Genomic DNA, 21,079 nt, shown 5'->3' on the forward strand with positions numbered 1-21,079 from the left:
TTAACGTCCTTGATAAATTGGGGTGCGTTTTTGCATAAAAGCTTGGACACCTTCTTTATAGTCAGCTGAGCGACCAGCAAGTCGCTGCAAGTCCCGCTCTAAGATTAGCTGATCTTCTAGGCTGTTGTCCGCGGATACATTGATGGCTTTTTTAATGAGGCTGAGGCCATAGGTCGGTTGGCTGGCCAAGTGTTCGGCCAATTTACTGGCTTCGTTACGTAGCGCGTCATCTTCGATCACTTGCCAAATCATGCCCCATGCCATCGCTTGTTCAGCAGATAGCTTATCGCCTAACATGGCTAAGCCCATCGCGCGGGCGTGGCCGACAACGCGTGGTAGGAACCATGTACCGCCTGAATCAGGTACAAGCCCAAGACGACAAAACGCTTGGATAAATGAGGCTGATTTGGCCGCCAATACCAAGTCACACGCCAAAGCGATGTTCGCGCCGGCACCGGCAGCCACGCCATTCACCGCACAGATCACAGGCTTTGGCATATCAGTAATCAGCTTAATCAGTGGATTGTAGTAAGTCTCGATGGATAGGCCCAAATCTGGCGCATCAGCATTCGGGGCAACTGCGCGATCGCCTAAATCTTGACCTGCACAAAAACCGCGACCTTCAGCAGAGAGCACTACAGCGCGAATAGTACTGTCTTTTGACCATGCTTTTAGCACGCTGACCACTTCTTTGTGCATGGTTTCATTAAAGCTATTAAGCTGTTTTGGGCGGTTTAAAGTAAGATAGCCGACGGCATTTTTTTCTTCGACGAGAATCGTTTGATAGTCCATTACATACCTCTAAAAATTGGTTGACGTTTTTCTAAAAATGCACGGATGCCTTCTTGGCGATCTTGGGTGGCGGCAAGCCAAACAAATAGCTGACGTTCTTGCTTAAGTCCTTGGCTCAAGTTCACTTCGTGGATGGTTTTGAGTGACTGTTTGATGGCGCGAATGGCCAAAGGGGCTTGCTTGGCGATTTTGGCCGCCAGATCAAGGGTGTATTGTACGGTCAAATCAGTTGGGCAGACTTGGGTGGTAATTCCATGTTGTTGTGCATTTAATGCACTAATCCTCTCACCTGTCATCGCCCAACGCATGGCAAGCTGCTGACCCACTAGGCGAGCGAGGCGCTGGGTGCCCCCTGCCCCTGGTAGCATGCCCAAGCCAACTTCAGGCAGCGAAAATTGGGCGTTTTCGCCCGTGACCACGATGTCACCATGCAGTACCAGCTCAAAACCGGCACCGAGTGCATAGCCATTAACTGCGATTAATAGCGGCTTGCTAAATTCATCGATTCGCTTCCATAAGGTTGGGCGAATATCAGTTTGTAAGCTAACGGTATCGAGTTGAATAAGTTCGTTAAGATCGGCACCCGCAGCGAAGCATTGAGTATTGCCAGTAATGACGACCGCTTTTATATCGGTATCAGCGTCATAGGCTTGAAGCCGTTCGACAATTTCTTGCAAAGTGGCGTTATTTAGGGCGTTGCGTTTTTCTGGGCGATTTAGCTCAATCAGTGCAACGCCTTCTTTTGGACTGGAGGTTTTAATGTAATTCATCCCTGAATCCTAATAAAAACAATGAAATAGGGGGTTTTGCCAAACCCTACTTTGGATATACAAACGATAAATATCTAAGGTGTTAACGTCTCTCGATTACGCGTCAAAGCTCAATCGTATGTTGGCTGATACAGGTAATGCTTGGCAGCTGAGTACGTAGCCCTTATCTAACTCTTCTTGCTCAAGGCTATAGTTAACGGCCATTTCGACCTCACCTTCAATCACTCTGCATTTACAAGTGGCACACACACCGCCTTTACAGGCATAGGGTAAGTCAGCACCCGCACGTAATGCCGCATCTAAGATGCTGTCATCTTGTTTTGACACTTCAACGATCAGTTCACGTCCGTCCAAAATGATATTGACGCGTTCTTCGCTGCGTTTTTCGATTTGCTGGGCAGTTGGTTTGTTGACAGTCCCCGTATGGAAACGCTCGGTATGGATGTTGTTGCGATCGATACCAAGGTTTGGCAATACGGTCTCAATGGCCTCCATCATTTCTTCTGGGCCACAGGCAAAGCAGTGGTCAACATCAGCACTGATAAGTCGGGCGTCAAACAACTGTTGTAGTTTGTTCGCATCGATACGGCCATTAAAGATCTCGCTGTCACTCATCTCACGTGAGAAAATATTAACCAGTTGTAGGCGCGTTTTAAAACGGTCTTTAAGGTCCATGATTTGCTCAGAGAACATGGTTTGTTTCCATGACCGATTGCCGTATATCAAGGTAAAATTGGCATCTGGTTGGGTACTTAACACCGTTTTGACGATAGATAAAATTGGGGTAATACCACTACCAGCAGCAAAGCTTAGATAGTTTTGACCACCAGCTTTAGCAGCTTTTTGAAAGAAAACTCCTTGGGGTGGCATAACTTCTAGAGTATGGCCTACTTTTAGATGTTCGTTTGCCCAAGTAGAAAATTGTCCTTGATCAATCTTCTTGATGGCAATGCTCATGTCTTCTTGCACATCACTACAGATTGAGTAGCAACGACGGATTTCGCCATTATCTGTCATGTGACGGATGGTCAAATGTTGACCTGGTTGGTATTTAAAGGCTGCCGCATCTTCCGAAGCAAGGTCAAATGCAATGCAAATCGCTTGCTCAGTTTGTGGCTGGATAGACTTGATAGTTAGTGGCAAAAATTGACTCATGCGAAAATCCTTCTTTCATTTTGCTTAGTTAGTGAGCTGACTGTCACGTGCGATCTCGCGACTACCCCTATCTTAGATGCATTTAAAATAATCAAACGGTTCAAGGCAATCGAGGCACTTATACAACGCCTTGCACGCAGTTGAACCAAATTCGCTAATCAGTTGGGTTTTTTGACTGCGACAATGAGGACAGGTCACACCATCAGTTAGCGCCACGTGGCTACCACAGCTGTGTGAATCGCCTTGCGGCGGTGCAATGCCATATTCTTGCAGCTTTTGCTTACCTGCCTCACTCATCCAGTCGGTCGTCCAAGCTTCAGACAAGTCAATCACCACCTTTACAGGGGTCAGCCCACGTTCGGTAAACGTATTGGTAATCTCATCTTTTAGCATATCGGTTGCTGGACAGCCGCTATAGGTTGGTGTTAAACGCACCACAATTTCGTTATCTGCGTTGATATCAACGCCCCGAATCATGCCTAAGTCAAGCACGGTCAAAACAGGTACTTCTGGATCATGAACCTCATTAAGAGCTTTCCAACAGGCATCTGTGACTTGTGGAATTAACCGCATACTATGACTCCTTGTCGTGTATGTTTACCAATTCATATTTGGGTAAGTACGTTGCATGTACTGTAATTCTGCCAAAATATAACCCAAGTGTTCGGTATGAGCGCCTTGCTTCGCACCACGGCGGTATGCGCCAATCTCAGGCAAAGTTAAGTTCAAATGTGCCAATCCACTTTCAATCTGCGCTAACCATTCAGCTTTTAGAAGATCGAGTTTCGGTAAGACGCCATTATCAACTAAGGCTTGTTCGTCAGTGGTGAGTTCAAACAATTCAGCAGTAAAGCGCCATAGGTTGTTCAGCGCTTGTTGCGTTTTGTGGTGTGCCTCATCGGTGCCTAGGCTTAAGCGTTCCATCCATGCATGTGAGAAACGTAAGTGATATTTTGCTTCTTTTAATGACTTGACACCAAAGGCTGCAATATCTACGTGGCTGCTTTGGCTTAACGCGTCAAGTAATAATACATGGTAATGATCCATCAACCATTGACGTACCATCGTTTGGGCAAAATCTACATTGGGCTGTTCACATAGCAATAGGTTGCGATATTCACGTTCGGTACGTAAAAAAGCCAAGTTGTCTTCATCACGGCCCAAGTCTTCGATTTGTCCAGCTAGACTCAGCACCGTACGGGATTGACCCAATAAGTCTAAACCGATATTGGACAAAGCAATATCAAGCTCAAGCTCAGGGGCATGTCCACACCATTCAGACAATCGGTGCGATAGAATCAATTGGCTATCACCAACATGAAGTAAGAATTGTGTTAACGCTTGGTTATTCATCGATTATCTCCTATCTTAAATATGCTCAATACCGTCTGGAATTTGATAGAAGGTAGGATGACGATATACCTTGTCGAGTGATGGCTCAAAAAACTCTGGCTTTTCCTCAGGTTGCGATGAGGTAATCAGCTCTGACTTCACTATCCAAATGCTCACACCTTCATTACGACGAGTGTAGACATCACGTGCGTTTTGCAGAGCAATTTCATCATCTGGCGCGCGCAAGCTACCAACATGACGATGACTTAAACCTTGTTTGCTACGGATAAAAACTTCGTAAAGTGACCAGTTGTTTTTGCTTTCCATGGCTAATTTTCCTTTAAAAAATATTAAGCGGCTTTTTGAGTATTGGCGTGTTGTTTCTGTGCATAGACAGCAGCAGAATCACGAACCCATTTACCCTCTTCCCAAGCTTTACGTCGGGCTTCGATACGCTCATGATTACACGGGCCTTTACCAGCAATCACGGCAAAGAGTTCATCCCAGTTGATTTCACCGAATTCATAGTTGCCCGTTTCTTCGTTAAACGTCAAATCTTTGTCAGGAATAGTTAAACCAAGTTGTAACACCTGTGAGACGGTATTATTCACGAATTTTTGGCGCAACTCATCGTTACTAAATAGTTTGATTTTCCAATCCATGCTAAGAGCACTGTTGGGTGAATTATCATCATTTGGACCGAACATCATCAGCACTGGCCACCAGAAGCGATCGACTGCATCTTGTGCCATGGCTTTTTGTTCAGGTGTACCATTCGCCAATACCATCATGGCTTCGAAGCCTTGGCGTTGGTGGAAACTTTCTTCTTTACAGATACGAACCATGGCGCGAGCATATGGACCATATGACGTCCGGCAAAGCGCCACTTGGTTAACGATAGCGGCGCCGTCAACCAACCAGCCAATAGCAGCGATGTCAGCCCACGTTAGAGTTGGGTAGTTAAATATTGATGAGTATTTCATGCGGCCGGCAACGAGTTTGTCCATCATATCGTCACGATCTGCGCCTAGGGTTTCAGCTGCACTGTATAGATACAATCCATGACCTGCCTCATCTTGAACTTTGGCCAACAATACGGCTTTACGCTTGAGTGTTGGTGCACGCGTAATCCAATTACCCTCAGGTAACATACCAACCACTTCTGAATGCGCATGCTGACCAATCTGGCGTATGAGCGTTTTACGATAAGCATCTGGCATCCAATCTTTTGGCTCAATTGAAATGTCCTTTTCAATTTTGCTGTCAAATAATTCTACTTGCGTGTTCATTTGATACCTCGTCCTTAACAAGTGTTTGTGTTAACTAATCTAAAGCGATACTATTTTAAAATCAACATCTATTTTCATGTATCGTTTTATTTTTTAGCTGTATTATTAATAAGATGTTGTTTTATATAGATATTTATAATAATAAATTTTTAAAAAAATATTAATAATTATAAACATGCTTGACTTTTCAGCGATTTAAATACAGATTATGACACGTTAAGTTTTTATTTTTATCTATAATGTATCGTAAAAGGAGTTGTTATATGTCAGACATTAAAACGTTAAGCTCACTCGTCCTCAGTAAAGCCTACGTTGCACAAAGCGATTTTCGCACTGTGCATCATGCGGTTACCGGCGAACCAATTTATCAAGTCAGTAGCGCTGGTATCGATACCAAAAAAGTAGTTGAATACGCTAAAGAATATGGCTCAGCGCTTGCAAACTGGACATTCCACCAACGCGCTAATGCACTGAAATTGGTCGCACAATATCTACTTCAACGTAAAGAAGATTTTTATGCATTGGCCACGGCAACTGGTGCGACACGCAAAGATGCCTGGGTCGATGTTGAAGGAGGTATCGGTACCTTATTTGCATATTCGAGCCTCGTGCGCCGTGAGCTCAGCGATGAGACTGCCTTAGTTGAAGATGCTTGGATTCCTCTATCAAAAAATGGTACGTTTGGCGCTCAGCATATCTTGAGCCCGAAAACGGGCGTGGCCATTCATATTGATGCGTTTAACTTCCCTATCTGGGGCATGTTAGAAAAAGTCGCACCGACTCTATTAGCTGGTGTCCCTTGTATCGTCAAGCCTGCAACCGAAGGCGCTGAGCTGACTCATGCCGTGGTAGCCGCGATTCATGAAAGCGGTCTATTGCCAGAGGGTTCATTGCAGCTGATATGTGGACAAACCTATGACTTGTTTGACCATCTAAATCCCCAAGACACCATTACCTTCACAGGTTCTGCAGTAACGGGTCAAAAACTACGAGCCCATCCACACTTGAACGCCCATTCAATTCCTTTCACCATGGAAGCCGATTCGGTGAACAGTGCCATTTTAAGCCCAGCTGCCAACGATGAAACTATCGATTTGTTTGTACGCGAAGTCTTCCGCGAAATTACTATCAAAGCTGGACAAAAATGTACTGCGATTCGTCGCGCGTTTGTTCCTGCCGCCTTGCTAGAAACAGCGCAAACTCGCCTAGTTGAAAAACTACAAAAAGTCGTGGTCGGTGACCCAAACCGTGAAAACGTGACCATGGGTACATTAGCTAGCGTGAAGCAAAAACTTGACGTCGCAGAAAAAGTCGAGCAACTGAGCCAAGAAGCCGAAGTGGTATTCGGTAGTCACTTACGTGAAGATTTCACTTTACAAGTAGACGACGCAGAAAAATCAGCCTGTTACCCACCAACCGTGTTGGTCTGTAATAACCCAAGCCAAGCCGAAAATATCCATCGCATCGAAGCATTTGGTCCAGTTGTCACCCTAATGCCATACGGCGACCTAGATGAACTTGGTGCACTTGTAGCACGTGGTGAAGGTAGCTTAGTTGCCTCTATCGTGCGCAATGCAGACGAAAACATCGAAGCCTTATTGAAAAAAATTGCCCCTTGGCATGGCCGTGTACATATCCTAGATAGCGAAAGTGCTCGTGAAAGTACGGGTCATGGTTCACCTCTCCCATTACTTGTACACGGTGGCCCAGGCCGTGCCGGTGGTGGTGAAGAACTTGGTGGTCTGCGAGCCGTTAAACACTACATGCAACGTACTGCCATCCAAGGCTCGCCCAATGCCTTGACCCAAGTCGGTCACAGCTGGACAGCTGGTGCACAAGTGTTCGAAGATCGTGTCCATCCGTTCAAAAAATCATTCGATGAACTTCGTATTGGAGAGCGTCTATTGACCGCACGTCGTACAGTGACTGAGGCAGATATCGTTAACTTTGGCTGCTTAAGTGGTGACCACTTTTACGCTCATATGGACAAAATTGCGGCGGCAGATTCGTTCTTTGGTGAGCGTGTCGCCCATGGTTACTTTATCGTATCAGCGGCCGCTGGCTTGTTTGTTGACGCATCACCTGGTCCAGTCATCGCTAACTACGGTATGGAAAACCTACGCTTCGTTGAGCCTGTCAAGATTGGTGACACCATTCAAGTTGAATTAACTTGTAAACAAAAGACGCCAAAGGCACAACGCGACCCAGCGGAAAAAGCTCATGGCGTTGTAGTATGGGACATCAAAGTTAAGAACCAACGCAACGACTTGGTCGCAACTTACGACATCTTGACCTTAGTTGAGCGTAAGGCTTGATACCTATATGGATCTGCAAAAAAGGAGTCGTCATGACTCCTTTTTTGCAACTAAAGCAAACTTTATTAATAAAACATATTGACGTCAGGTTGTAGAATAGCTAAATTATAAAACCAAGTGATACATAATTTTATTTTTAATAAATAAAAAGTATCATTAATTTATATTAGATAATGTTTGGCTAGGATAGCTAAGCTGTCGAGTCGTTTCTAGGACAATATATAGACAAGGAGTCACTAATGACAACCACCACCGCAATGGCTGAAAACGCCTCGCTTGCTATACATCAGGATAAAAAAGTACTCACTGCCACCCTAGTTGGTACTGCGATTGAATGGTATGATTTTTTCATCTATGCACAAGCCGCAAGTCTCATATTTGCTCCCCTGTTTTTCGCTGAAGTCAGCAAATCAAACCCTATGCTCGCCCAAATCATCGCTTTTGCGACCGTTGGTATCTCATTTCTATTTCGCCCATTAGGCGCAATCGTATGTGGTCGCTTGGGTGACAAGTACGGTCGCAAGATGGTATTGGTAACGACCCTGATTTTGATGGGTGCGTCAACGACCTTAATAGGCTTCTTGCCGACTTATGCGCAGATTGGTGTATTAGCACCCTTGGCTTTGGTATTTTTACGTATTATCCAAGGCTTTTCTGCAGGTGGTGAATGGGGCGGTGCGGCATTGTTATCTGTCGAGCATGCACCCCTTGATAAACGCTCACTATTTGGGGCTTACCCACAGATTGGCGTGCCCATCGGTATGATTTTAGCGACTGGTGTCCTGCTGCTCTTAAATTTGATTTTGGGTAAAGAAGCCTACCTCGAGTGGGGTTGGCGCATTCCATTTATATTATCGATTGCATTAATCATCGTGGGCACCTTTATCCGTCGTTCGGTTAAAGAGTCACCAGTGTTTGAAGCCATGCATCGTCGTAAAGCAGAAGCCTCTGCACCATTGTCATTGTTATTCAAAGATCACACACCAACAGTTCTTAAAGCGGCTTTAATCTTTATGGGAGTGAATGCAGGTGGTTATATTCTCATCGCTTTTATGGTGGGTTACGGTCAAAAAGCCTTAGGACTTAGCCCTACTTTAACCATGCTAATCGTAGTGGCGGCTGCTTTCTCTTGGTTAGTATCAACCCTTTGGGGCGGCATGTTAGGTGATAAGATTGGTCGTCTAAAGATTTTTAAATTAGGCTATATCTTATTGTCGTTATGGTCGATTCCAATGTGGTTTTTGATTGATACCAAATCTCCCATTTTATTTATGCTAGCACTAGTGGTTTGGGCTATTCCCCTAGGTTTTACTTATGGTCCATTATCAGCCCTATTTGCTGAAATGTTCCCTGCAAAAGTACGTTTTTCAGGGGTGTCCATCAGCTATGCATTAGGTTCCATTATTGGTGGTGCGTTCGCTCCGATGATTGCGCAATGGATTATGGCAACTTATCAACAGTCATGGATGATTGGGTTGTATATTACTATCGTCTCATTAATTTCACTATTCACACTTTACACGATTAAAAAAGACCCACAAGGCGTTGATCTATCTCTCTAAATAAATTTAGAGAGATAGTGGAAAATGTCACCATGTAAATGGTATAAAAATTTTATCAGCATACGAAAAAAAATCAGCCCCACCTTACCTTTAACGGTTAAAAAGCTGACTAACTATTGAAATACCGAAGTGTCGTGATTGAAAAATACCAAACGCAAGCCCTCAATCAGCAGGTTTAAGCCTAAAACGAACAAACTGACTTGAGGGCGAGTGTTTGACTTTAGCTTGCGTTTTAAAGGTTTGTTTTTAGTAGCTTAAAGATACCTATTAGTGTCTTTATAATCTCAAATATATTATCTTGCTTTGTCTATCTCCCTCTTTCATTTCCTCAACATACTTTCTGATACAAAACCTTAATTCAAGCTATAACCTATTAGAAGGCACATACACCAATGCAGTGGCATCCAAAATGTCAGGTCACATTCCCATATGCCATGGATTTATTTTACTGTGATGAGTCGAAAAATCCATGCATGCTATTCTTTGTATAGCATAGAAGGCTGAGGCATGAAATTCACTTTCCCTAAGCCTTGTTATCAATACCGCGGTTTGGTCAATAAGAATTTTGGCAGCATTAATTATGATAAACAACTACTTTCAAGATAACATTGAAAGTGTTTCTTGAGTTAAGCCTCTACCTCTACTATAACTAGCTATATATAATCGTTTTAAAGCAGTCGATTAACTAACGATATCTTTTGACTTGATAAAGTTTAACATTGGTGGTTAAAAATAATTCTATTATGGCTAGATTAACCATCGTTGCTAATATCATGGCCAAACCAAATCGAAACGGTCAAAACAGAATTGATAAAACTTATTGGTGTTACTCGCACTAAAAAAGTGTGTATCAATTACGACTTACATCAAGATAATAAAAATCCTGCTCATTTTATATTCTACGAAAATTGGGCGTCATACACTCAATATTATGCTTGAGTACCTATACACATCAATAAATACAGGAGATTCAAATGAAATATGCAAAGTCACTACTGGCTATAAGTGCTGCACTGATATTAGGCACAGCTCATGCCAACAATATTGAAGTCGTTGCGCAAATAGATGATACTCGCCCTGGTAATATCACGGTAACTCAACAAGGACGAACATTTTTGTCCATGCAGCCCCTAGACAACCCTGAATACCGTGTGGTTGAATTGATGAGTGATGGCTCAACTAAACCTTTTCCAAACGTAGACTGGGCTGACGGTCCAGATAAAGGAGATGTTGGATTTGCTTCAGTTATTGGTATCGAAAGCACTCCAGATGGAGTGGTTTGGATTCTAGATATGGGTAGCAAAAATTCGCCTGCTCAAATCGTAGCTTGGGATACCTTAAATAACAGACTCTTCAAACGCATTGAGATCGATAGTGATGCTACTGTAGACAATTCGTTCTTACAAGATTTTGTTATCGATACTAAGCGCAATAAAATATACATAGCTGATACTAGTCTCGGCAATTTGTCAGGAGCACCTGCGCCTGCCTTTGTAGTTGTTGACTTAGGCACAGGTAACTCTCGCCGTGTTCTTCAAGCAAATAAAGCACTTTTAGCACCTGAGCATGACCTTATTATTGATGGGTCATTAATGGCAACTAAGCGTGAAAATGGTAATTCTGATGCAATTTACCTAAGTTTAAACCCAATCACTATGGATGCCCAAAATGAATGGGTATATTTCGGCACAGTGAATGGTAGTGTAATTTACCGCTTGCCTGCCTCATCACTTGCCAATGATAATTTGACAGATAGCCAACTGAGTAAAACCATAGAGTTTTATGGTGAAAAACGTCCTAGTGATGGGATGATTATGGCGGATAATGGAGATATCTACGTTGGAGATATTGAAAAAAATGCCATCAGTATCGTGACTAAAGATGGCTTTAAGACCTTTGCTCAAGATGACAATCTACTATCATGGGCTGATGGGTTTTCAATTCAAAATGGCTACTTATACATCACTCAAAACTCACTACATCTTAACCCTGCGTTAAATCAAGGTGAAGAGGGCTCTGTGAAGCCATACCATATCTTACGCATAAAGTTGAATCAATAATTGGGGGGGGTACTTCTAACTTCAACGGCTAATCAATACCTTTTTCTTTAAGCAGATGCATGCTTGAATACTTAAGCTTAGCTATACTGAAGGAATGGTAGAAGTAAACTTGATAAACTAATGAACTTTGATAGAAACAAAAAAGGTTGCCGACACTATATATAATATAGCGCTAGCAACCTTTTTTTATTTAGTACTTTACTTAGATAATGTACCTAATATTAGGAATTTTCATACCTAACTTCTAACCTAGAAAGAAGTCCGGCGATAGTTACGATATTCAGGTAACCAAAAGTTCGCTTTTAATCGGCGTTGTAAATTCTCCGATGTGATAGGTAGTGCTAGCTTATCTTGAGCCGCTTGCAATGCCACTGCATACGCTATTTTTTCACTGATCTCTCTGATAACTTTGATCGGCGGTAAGATGGCACCAGGTGCTTTTTCGTATTCCATTGATATATCTGCAAGGGCTTGGCTTGCTGCCGTTAGCATATTATCGCTGATACCTGTCGCACGTGCTGCTAAAACACCTAGACCAATACCAGGGAAAATATAGCTGTTATTACACTGAGAAACCTCAAAAGACTGACCGTTATAAGTGGTATGAGGAAACGGACTACCCGTCGCCACAATTGCCTTACCTTTACTCCAATTCATGACTTCTTGCGGCGTTGCTTCCACACGAGACGTTGGATTTGAAAGTGGTAGTACAATTGGGTGTTCAGTATTAGCACATAGCGACTCGATCACTTCTTGGGTGAACAGACCTTTTTGTCCGCTAACACCAAATAATACGGTGATTTTTGCTTGTTTAACCACTTGCGCTAAACCAAGCTTCTTACTTTTATCCCAGCTGGCAATAGCTGATTCCTTTTGTACTAATGGTTCTTGGAATTTTTGCAGCTCTGTCATGCCATCTGTTAGCAAGCCATAACGGTCAACCATGAATACTTGACTACGAGCTTGCTCTTCAGTCAATCCTTCACGCTGCATTTGGCGAATAATATGCTCAGCAATACCGCAACCTGCAGATCCTGCGCCTAAAAATGCGATATTCTGTTGGCTAAGTTTTTGACCTTTATTTAGACACGCTGCAATCAGAGTACCAACCGATACCGCAGCAGTCCCTTGAATATCATCATTAAAGCAGCATAGCTGATCACGATATTTATTCAATAACGGGGTCGCGTTTTCCTGAGCAAAATCTTCAAATTGCAATAACACCTCTGGCCAACGGCGCTTAACAGCTTGAATAAATAAATCCACAAATTCATTATATTCATCGCCAGAGATGCGCGGATTTCTCCAGCCCATATACATAGGATCATCAAGCAACTGTTGGTTATTGGTGCCGACATCCAGCAAAATAGGTAGACAGTAAGCTGGGCTAATACCACCACACGCCGTGTATAAAGACAACTTACCGATTGGAATTCCCATACCGCCAATGCCCTGATCCCCTAGGCCCAATATACGTTCACCGTCAGTAACAACGATCACTTTGACGTTTTGTTTGGTGGCATTTTGTAGCATATCGTCGATTTTGTGACGCTCAGGATATGAGATAAACAAACCACGTTTACGACGATAAATTTGCGAGAATTTTTCACACGCCTGACCAACGGTTGGGGTATAAATGAGCGGCATGACTTCTTCGATATGCTGCTCAATTAAATGATGAAATAAGGTTTCATTGGTATCTTGGATGTTACGCAAGTAAATATGCTTATCCATAGCATCAGTGAATGAGCTAAGTTGATGATAAGCACGTAATGATTGCTCCTCAATCGTTTCAATATTATGAGGTAATAGCCCCGTTAAATTAAAGCTACTACGTTCTTCTGATGAAAAAGCACTACCTTTATTCAATAAAGGTGTCTCTAAAAGAGCGGGTCCAGCAACAGGAATATATAAAGGACGCTTGTTTGACATAATGTAATCTTCTTATTAAAGGCATATGAGTGAAAGCCATACTGAGTGAAAGCTATGCTAGTGCTGCATTATACATAGCATCGACTGGTATTTAACAATAGATAACAAAATCATTTTGAATAAATGTGCTTCTGAACTCGAGGCTGCTGATACATTTACCGAGAAATAATAAAAAAGCACTACCAATCGGCAGTGCTTCTGAGGATGTATTGAACAATTTATAATAGACAAACACTGAACTATTTAGCTACTGATAAATAATCAGCCCAATGCCAATTTTAAATATCAGTTATAAACAACACGAGCAATTGCGTTTGGTTTTCGACATTTTACCAATACCCGGATTAAAGGTATTGGTTGGGTCTAAGCTTGCATAAAAGTTCTGCAAATCAGGTTCCGCTTCGTATAAGTGTCCGACATTATGCTCAGCAGGATACTTGGCTCCGCGTGCGCTCAGTAGCTCTAACATCATCTTTTTAACAAGATGGGCATCACTACCCTTCTTCAGAATATAATCTTGATGAAATACATAACAAAAGAAGTGCCCGTAATAGAGTTTCTTCTCCAAATGCTGTTCAATTTCTTCAGGTAGCGTTTCGAGCCATTCTAATTCGTTACGTGGTATGGCAATATCTAATGCCAATATCTCGCCGACGTCTTTTTCATGTATGACTTCATACCTTAGTGCGGCACCTGCAGCGGCAAAGCGATGTAAAAAGGCGCTTTCTGATTCTTCTTGACTACATTCAAAATAGTTACCCGTATTTGAAGCGTCGAAAAACACCTTCAGAAAATCCTGTGCTTCAGCTATACCTTCATCACTCATTTTTAAGATGAGATGATGCTCATATTGGTCGCGATACTCTAGCATTCGCTTCGGTAAATGCTTTGGAAATATATTGGCGACGAACTGCATGACTTTGTCAGTGAAATGCTTTGGCATCCATGGCCATTTATGGAATTTTGCATCCATAGCGCCTTTGATAGAAAATAGTCTAGGTAAGGCGTTGGTACCGAGATGCTTAATACTCAGGAACGTGTCTTTTCCGTATTTAGCAGATACATCAAATATATCACGATGCATATACTCACCCACTTCAGGGATATTATCGAAGTTTGATAATATCTGTCTTCTGAGCTGTGCAAGCTCACTCACACTATTGGTACCTATGTAGAAGGTTTTCTCTCTTGCAGCGGTTGGATAGGTATCAAGACGTACTGCAAATACCGCTAGCTTGCCAGCGCAGCCGCTTGCTTCATACAGTCTTCGCTTATCCGCATTAAAACGACTTGGCGTGCTTGCATCAACATCTTTTACTCTGGCGATGTACTCTTTGTCAGATGCGAGCTTGCCAGTGTCAGATAATGCTCTTTTATCAAAATTACCTGTTTGCAGGTTAGTGAGTATTTCTTCTGGGGTATCTCCTAACTCTACATCTAGGTGATTAACCAGCACTAGCTGACCGTGCTTGTCTATTTGGGCAAACAATGCCAGCTCGGTATAAGCAGGACCTCTTTTAACCAGAGCCCCACCAGAATTATTAGAGACACCGCCAATAATTGACGCACCCAACGTCGATGAACCGATGACCGAGTGAGGCGCTCTATTTACGGCTTTAAGCTGACTTTGCAACTGGTGCAACGTGGCGCCAGGTAAGCTAATCACTTGCTCGTTATCATTCACCAAATACAACTGATTCATTGCAAGGGTGTTAATCACAACCACTGGTCTATCATAGTCGTTACCGCTCGGGGTTGAGCCTTCCGTCAGTCCCGTTTTTGCTGCTTGCATGATAATAATGCAGTCGCCTTCCACACATATTTCTAGACTACGCCAAATCTCCAGCAGCGTTTGCGGAAACAAAACAGCCAAAGCACTGCCGCCGCCAGAACGCCACCCCATTCTATAGTGTTCGTTTTTTTCTGGATCAGCCTGTACATTGCCGGCTCCCAGTAAATGGGTTAGCTTGTCTAACACTTGCTCAGGATGGAGTGTGTCTTGGTCTTGATGCGCTATATTTGATGAGGAAAGGTTTGATGAAGCTCTATTTAATGACGGCATATGACGCTCTTTATTTAGTGATTGTGTGTCACTCATGATGCTAAAGGCCCTTGAAAACCAAAGAGGTAAATGGCAGCCATGACGATAATCCCGCAGAACAACACATAATAGATGGTAGGTAAAATAGTACGTCTAAGTGTGGCGCCCTCCATACCGAGTAGGCCCACCGTTGCCGATGCAGCCACCACATTATGTACTGCAATCATATTACCAGCAGCGGCACCAACTGCTTGAGCCGCGATGATTAGAGAAGGTGAAATATGTAAGCTCATGGCGGCTTCGTATTGGAATTGACTGAACATCATGTTGGATACGGTATTAGAGCCCGCGATAAAAGCACCTAACGCACCAATGGTTGCACTGATTAAGGGGAAAACACTACCAAAAGTACCCGCAAACAACTCTGCGCTGGCGACAGGCATACTCGCCACATCTGATAAGTTTACGCCTGAATTAATAAAAATTCTAACCATTGGAATCGTAAAAATAAGGACAAATCCGGCCCCTAGTACAGTTTTACCTGATTCTTTAAAGGCATTGTTTAGTGCATTGACAGGTTTGTTCGTTTGAAAGGCCGCAGCAACCAAGGCGCTGATTAATAACAAGCCGCCTGGTAAGTATAAAGGACTAAAACTGGCACTGATATCTGCCTCACTTAAAATCGAGGTTAGGTCTACTGTCGCGCTGTTCAGCAAAGACTGAAAGCCTGTTAATACTCTAGAACACACCAATAAAAGGGCAACTAACAAATAAGGGAACCATGCCATGACCGTGGACATCTTTTTATCACTCAACGCAGGAGTGATATCTTCTTTGCTGACTACTAGCTTACCAAGCCATTCACTTGGCCAGCTTTTTTTCGGTTCAAAATCCCATGTGGTTTTTGGTACTAAAAATCCACGTTTTGCCGCATTAACAACGATAGTGATACTGACCAAACCGCCGACCAAGGATGGAAACTCTGGCCCTAAAAAGACACCTGTTAGGGTATAAGGGACTGTGAATGCTAAACCCGCAAAAATAGCAAATGGCCAAATAGCGAAGCCTTCTCTCCAGCTTTTGTTTTTCCCAAAAAAGCGCGTGAGCATCATCACCATAAAAAGTGGCATAAATGTACCAATGACACCGTGCATAATGGCTACTTGGCTGGTAATCAATTGTAAAAAGTCGCCCCACTCTAGTCCTTGTTGTGCCAGTTGGGCGCTAATGGCTACTGTATCTAACCCCTTATTTACTCCAATAACGATAGGCGTACCGACTGCACCAAATGACACAGGCGTACTTTGTATCATCATCCCCATCAACACAGCACCCAGCGCTGGAAATCCTATCGCGACGAGTAAAGGTGCTGCAATAGCGGCAGCTGTACCAAAACCAGCAGCCCCCTCAAGAAAGCAGCCAAAGCACCATGCAATAATAATGGCTTGCACCCGCCTATCTGGCGATACATTGGTAAACCCAGCACGGATAACGGCGATGGCGCCAGTATGCTTCAACGTATTCAGTAAAAAAATAGCCCCAAATACGATCCACAATACTGAGACGGTAATGACCATCCCTTGAATGATCGATGAAGACACGCGATTAAGCGTCATATCCCATACAAAGAGGGCAAGCGTGGCAGTAACCGCCAGAACGATTGGCATGGTTCTTTTGGCTGACCATTGCAAGCCTATCAAAAAAATACCACAGAGAACGATTGGCAGTAATGCCAACAGTCCATATATTGTTTGATTCAAAATCATAGTCCTTTTTTTATCGTGTAATCTTCCTTGAACAACTTCATTTAAGCATTTGTTTTTATAACTTCACGCTGTCGGTCAGACGAAGCCGAAAACAATCTCTGTCAGCGACATGATTAATAGAATGATTAAATGGTCAAATGCTCAAAATTCCCTAAAATATTCTACGCCTTGTCGATACATTGATATATTGCATCAAAGGACAATGTTATTTTCTTTTTTTGCTATAATCTAAAACGTATTGTACCAATTGGGGAACAAGTATGGGCAAAGCTGACGATATGGTTTTATTCGTCCAGGTGGTTGATGAAGGGTCATTTTCTCGGGTCGCTGAAAAGCTGTCATTAACGAATTCAGTGGTAAGTAAACGCATTGCAAGATTAGAAGAAAGCTTAAATGCACAGCTGCTTTATAGGACAACCAGAAAGTTAAGCTTAACCGATGCAGGAAGGACGCTTTATAACAAAGCTAAAATCGCTAAATTTGCCTTTCAGGAAGCTGAAAATGCCGTTACAGGCTATGGTGAGGACATGAAAGGCAACATACGTATAACCATGCCAGCGGTCTCTGCAAATCTAATATTGAGCGAATCCATTGCCGAATTCTGTAAACAACACCCAGAAATATCAGTAGATTTACAGATTACCAATCGATTGGTTGATTTGATAGAAGAAGGATTTGATCTGGCGATAAGGACAGCAGAGCTTGAAGACTCATCACTCATTGCAAGACGTCTTATAGATAGCCAGTGGGTCATATGTGCAACACCAGACTATTTAGAACGACACGGTACACCTCAAACCCCTGAACAATTACGGAGTCATGAGTGTTTGGTCTATAAGTTTGATCATACGGCAAATGGTATATGGCCGCTATATATAGATGGCACGGAGCAACTGCTTCCTGTACAGGGTCGGTTTCATAGCAATCATCTTAATGCGATTAAACAAGCGACTCTCAGCGACCTAGGTATCGCCTTTTTACCACAAGCACTTGTTTATGAAGAAATGCAGCAAAACACGCTCATTCAGATTTTGCAGCGCTTTACACGAAAGAAAATGGGGATGTATGCGGTTTACCCCAAGGCACGGCAACCGGACCAAAAGTTGAAACTGCTTGTAGCGCATCTGCGAGAATCATTACATCAAAAACAGGCTTACTACTGCTAAGTAATAAGCCTGTTTTTCATATGAATAAGCAAAGATGGATAAGAGTGTTTGACGATAAAGGCTGACCAATCTAAATAAAATTCTATAATCCATTGACTGTGTAGCGTACGATAACTTCATTATCGAGTACTACATTGGTTGACCAAATGAATTCAGCATCTGCTTTTTCATTATCAAAAATATCTACGAAATTGGTATAAGCTGATTTGTTGTCTACTCCAATGGTTTGATTACTATAAGTGGTAGCGTTCGGCCAACTAGAGTCATCAAAGTCTGCTTGTTGCCAGTTGGTAGGCAATTCCCAGTGCAGACCATAATCTGCCGAACTATCTTGCACATTGCCAGTGGTCACACAATTAATAGATAGGCGCTCGCTACCTGACTCACTAACACAGGACAAGTCTCTAATCGGCGCGGTATAAAAGGTCTGTGCTTTCCAGTTTTCATCGGTCTTGGCGATGATGTTGTTATCTTCATCTTTGATCACAGCGACTAGACCACCATCTCCTGCATGAAATTCTGAGCCATTATTACTCTCTGAACCAATGCCTAAGTTTTCTTCCCAATCTACCAAATGCATAGCAACGGTAAACGGTGCTTTTGCTTTGAAACGTACAATGTTTGAATTGAACTGAGTAAACGGTACATTGTCACGTCCGACGGCTACGCCATTTACGTACATCTCAAAATAATTATCTGCAAAGACGTAAGCGGTATACACTTCGCCATCTGCATCTATTTCAATGATGTCTGAGCCATCGAGTTGATCTAACGCTTCACTGGCGGTGCGATAGTCGTTGCCCATACAAGGGTTGTTTAAGTCGGATGCCACTGGGAAGTCTGTATTGAGTAAATTGGTCGCTGCTGGTACTGTCCACGATTTACCGTCAGTTGACTGAATACTACCGATGTTGGTTTGGCGACCACGGTCACATTCATAGGCGTTTGTCACGTCAGTCTGAGCAACACCTTGGGTTAAGCTAGCGGTACCAGTATAGCTGCTGGCATCTACACTACTATTTACTGATGCTGTCGTTTGCTCATTGGCATCGGTAGCTGCTGAGTCTATTTGAGTTTGGCTACACGCCGCTAGCAATACAGCAGATATTGTCGTGGTTAGCAAAGCAGGTATTAAAATAGGTTTCATTAGGATTCCTTAGCATTATATAAGATGGTCTAAAACTCAGCTTATTTGTCTCTATAACTGATCATTATCATTAGATTTACATTATTTTTTCTGTGTATCATCAGAGCGTTTATAAGTCTGTACAGTCGTACCCTCTGGATCAATAAACTCAAAAGTATAAGTATCTTTAGTCGCTTCAGTAGCACCCCAACCATAGTTAAGTTTATGCTCTTGACCGTCATGGGTATACGTTAGACTATATTGAGTCGGGCTTATAATTTTGTAATCTGTGATCTCAGCTCCGCGCAAAGGCGTTAGCGCTGGACGAACGCCGTGCGTATGCGCTTGTGGTGCAATCTCATTTTCTGGCGCTGTCGTATCTGGGTTTATAGTGACCTTACCGCGCAAACCGGCAATTAAATACGGAAACTCTGAAGTAGCATGGTATTCATAACTACCGTCTTCATTGAATTTGCCTAAATATTCATCAAGCTCATCATCCGTTTCACCATAGACAGGAAAGCCGTCTAGTGCATAAGCAATGGGCTTACCTTCACCAACTTGTGACTGTAGATGGGTTGGTGCAAGATGATAGTGGTAATCATCAACGCGTCCAGAATGCCCGCCCCAATTGTCTAACTCTCCGAATGCTTTGGCGTCCTCATCCCGATTGTTTAATGGGTTGAATATAGGAATGCCATTGGCTGCAATAGCGATAGCCCCTTTCATAAAATTATCTTTGGCCATTAGAGGCTCATCGGCAAGCTCAGGCTGTAAAGGAATGACCCAACTGTTCTCATTGGTATAATCCTGGTCGATAGGTACTTGCTGTTGCCAACTGGTGATACCTGTCATCATTTTGTGGCTTGGGATACCATTTGATTCGACATACAGATATTTATCATCATGATGAGTACTGACGTTATCGAATGAGCCAAATACTGACGTCATAAAATCAATATCATTGGCTGGTACTGACAAATGAGCAACCGCCTCTTTCGTCTTTTCACCGATATTTTGGGCCGTCTCAGTACTGCTACAAGCCACAAGCAAAGCAGCTGAACCCAATACACCAAAAACTGAATAAGCTACTTTTGAGGTTCGGTTTTTTTTGCGGCGTATATTCAAAACATAGAACAAAACTAAACCACTCGCTAAGATCAAGCCACCCAACAGGTAGAAGAATAAGACAGAGCGTGTGTCACTGTTATCCGTCATGACAGACGTTGCCGCATCAGCTTTATTTAGTGCCGTTCCATTATCGTTAGAGGTAACAGTAGTATCGCTTGGATTTTGGATAGCCGTTAATTGATTACTACTTACTAGATTGTCAATCATTGCTAGCTGATTGATCGCTTGAATATGGGCGTTTTTTTCCAAAATATAGGTTTGATCATTGGCTGAAAAGTCCGACAAATCAAAAGAGAGCAACTGATGGTGACTGTCGGTCAGATAAACCATGTCGTTTTCTAATTTAATGAAATCCGCAGCGACACTAGGCTGGCCGGTGATCTGCCATTCTTTGGCAGGCAGAGTATGTGCACTAGGATCATGGGCGTAGGCAGAGGTCAGTGATGAAACTTGTATGGCAGTGACCATAGCAAGCAAGCTGAAAGCTCGAGCCGTTTTTATAAGGCTCATAACACGCTCTCGTTTGGATTGATATTTGAAAGTTAGTAATGGTCAGATGGATATGCGTATACGCACCTGTCTAAATGTCGTGGCTACTTGTCGTTACTCACTCAAAAAATTATGATTACAAAATAATAGATC

The 21,079-nt window shown here is 42.9% G+C and carries 17 protein-coding genes; 5 read left to right on the forward strand and 12 right to left on the reverse strand.

The genetic code is table 11. From position 1 onward, the window contains the following. From paaG to paaA, 7 genes are all read right to left on the reverse strand, one after another. The gene (gene paaG, locus JMX96_RS10905) at positions 1–792 is read right to left on the reverse strand and encodes a 2-(1,2-epoxy-1,2-dihydrophenyl)acetyl-CoA isomerase PaaG (RefSeq protein WP_201569025.1); all 792 of its coding nucleotides are present in this window, start codon (positions 790–792) and stop codon (positions 1–3) included. Continuing rightward, positions 792–1,562, reverse strand: coding sequence for an enoyl-CoA hydratase-related protein (locus JMX96_RS10910; RefSeq protein WP_201569026.1), 771 nt, complete (start codon positions 1,560–1,562; stop codon positions 792–794). The genes paaG and JMX96_RS10910 overlap by 1 nt, the downstream gene beginning before the upstream one ends. A 96-nt stretch (positions 1,563–1,658) precedes the next feature. Beyond that, positions 1,659–2,717, reverse strand: a complete 1,059-nt coding sequence (gene paaE, locus JMX96_RS10915; protein WP_201569027.1) for a 1,2-phenylacetyl-CoA epoxidase subunit PaaE — start codon at positions 2,715–2,717, stop codon at positions 1,659–1,661. A gap of 72 nt (positions 2,718–2,789) precedes the next feature. Next, a complete protein-coding gene (paaD, locus tag JMX96_RS10920) occupies positions 2,790–3,290 on the reverse strand; it encodes a 1,2-phenylacetyl-CoA epoxidase subunit PaaD (protein WP_201569028.1) in 501 nt (166 codons plus the stop codon). A 24-nt stretch (positions 3,291–3,314) separates the two neighbouring features. After that, positions 3,315–4,070, reverse strand: coding sequence for a 1,2-phenylacetyl-CoA epoxidase subunit PaaC (gene paaC / locus JMX96_RS10925; protein WP_201569029.1), 756 nt, complete (start codon positions 4,068–4,070; stop codon positions 3,315–3,317). 15 nt (positions 4,071–4,085) lie between these two features. Continuing rightward, a complete protein-coding gene (gene paaB, locus JMX96_RS10930; protein WP_201569030.1) occupies positions 4,086–4,376 on the reverse strand; it encodes a 1,2-phenylacetyl-CoA epoxidase subunit PaaB in 291 nt (96 codons plus the stop codon). Between the two features lie 23 nt (positions 4,377–4,399). Beyond that, positions 4,400–5,338, reverse strand: a complete 939-nt coding sequence (paaA, locus tag JMX96_RS10935; RefSeq protein ID WP_201569031.1) for a 1,2-phenylacetyl-CoA epoxidase subunit PaaA — start codon at positions 5,336–5,338, stop codon at positions 4,400–4,402. A gap of 263 nt (positions 5,339–5,601) precedes the next feature. Between paaA and paaZ the strand changes: the two genes are divergently transcribed. From paaZ to JMX96_RS10955, 4 genes are all read left to right on the forward strand, one after another. Further along, the gene (paaZ, locus tag JMX96_RS10940; RefSeq protein ID WP_227677030.1) at positions 5,602–7,653 is read left to right on the forward strand and encodes a phenylacetic acid degradation bifunctional protein PaaZ; all 2,052 of its coding nucleotides are present in this window, start codon (positions 5,602–5,604) and stop codon (positions 7,651–7,653) included. Between the two features lie 239 nt (positions 7,654–7,892). Then, positions 7,893–9,215: an MFS transporter gene (locus tag JMX96_RS10945; protein WP_201569033.1), complete on the forward strand. Its 1,323-nt coding sequence runs from the start codon at positions 7,893–7,895 to the stop codon at positions 9,213–9,215. Between the two features lie 762 nt (positions 9,216–9,977). Then, entirely contained in the window at positions 9,978–10,154 is a 177-nt protein-coding gene (locus JMX96_RS13750; RefSeq protein ID WP_413786744.1) for a putative quinol monooxygenase, read from the forward strand. Between the two features lie 35 nt (positions 10,155–10,189). Beyond that, on the forward strand, positions 10,190–11,275 hold the full coding sequence (locus tag JMX96_RS10955; RefSeq protein WP_201569035.1) for an L-dopachrome tautomerase-related protein: 1,086 nt from the start codon (positions 10,190–10,192) through the stop codon (positions 11,273–11,275). A 249-nt stretch (positions 11,276–11,524) separates the two neighbouring features. Here JMX96_RS10955 and JMX96_RS10960 read toward each other — a convergent pair whose 3' ends face one another. The 3 genes from JMX96_RS10960 to JMX96_RS10970 form a co-directional block, all read right to left on the reverse strand. After that, positions 11,525–13,207, reverse strand: coding sequence for an NAD-dependent malic enzyme (locus JMX96_RS10960; RefSeq protein ID WP_101205849.1), 1,683 nt, complete (start codon positions 13,205–13,207; stop codon positions 11,525–11,527). A 289-nt stretch (positions 13,208–13,496) separates the two neighbouring features. Beyond that, the gene (gene dld, locus JMX96_RS10965) at positions 13,497–15,305 is read right to left on the reverse strand and encodes a D-lactate dehydrogenase (protein ID WP_227677031.1); all 1,809 of its coding nucleotides are present in this window, start codon (positions 15,303–15,305) and stop codon (positions 13,497–13,499) included. Continuing rightward, a complete protein-coding gene (locus tag JMX96_RS10970) occupies positions 15,302–17,008 on the reverse strand; it encodes an L-lactate permease (protein ID WP_227677032.1) in 1,707 nt (568 codons plus the stop codon). The genes dld and JMX96_RS10970 overlap by 4 nt, the downstream gene beginning before the upstream one ends. A gap of 266 nt (positions 17,009–17,274) precedes the next feature. Between JMX96_RS10970 and JMX96_RS10975 the strand changes: the two genes are divergently transcribed. Next, positions 17,275–18,180 carry a LysR family transcriptional regulator gene (locus JMX96_RS10975; RefSeq protein WP_201569037.1) on the forward strand — a complete coding sequence of 302 codons (906 nt, stop codon included), beginning with the start codon at positions 17,275–17,277 and terminating at the stop codon, positions 18,178–18,180. A gap of 82 nt (positions 18,181–18,262) precedes the next feature. Here the strand turns inward: JMX96_RS10975 and JMX96_RS10980 are convergent, their stop codons facing one another. Then, positions 18,263–19,327, reverse strand: a complete 1,065-nt coding sequence (locus JMX96_RS10980) for a hypothetical protein (protein ID WP_201569038.1) — start codon at positions 19,325–19,327, stop codon at positions 18,263–18,265. An 81-nt stretch (positions 19,328–19,408) separates the two neighbouring features. Then, positions 19,409–20,947 (reverse strand): YHYH protein, encoded by a 1,539-nt coding sequence (locus tag JMX96_RS10985; protein WP_201569039.1) that lies wholly within the window; start codon positions 20,945–20,947, stop codon positions 19,409–19,411. Positions 20,948–21,079: the final 132 nt, after the last annotated feature.

Origin of the sequence: Psychrobacter sp. JCM 18900 (genome assembly GCF_904846625.1) — a bacterium.
Lineage (GTDB): Bacteria > Pseudomonadota > Gammaproteobacteria > Pseudomonadales > Moraxellaceae > Psychrobacter.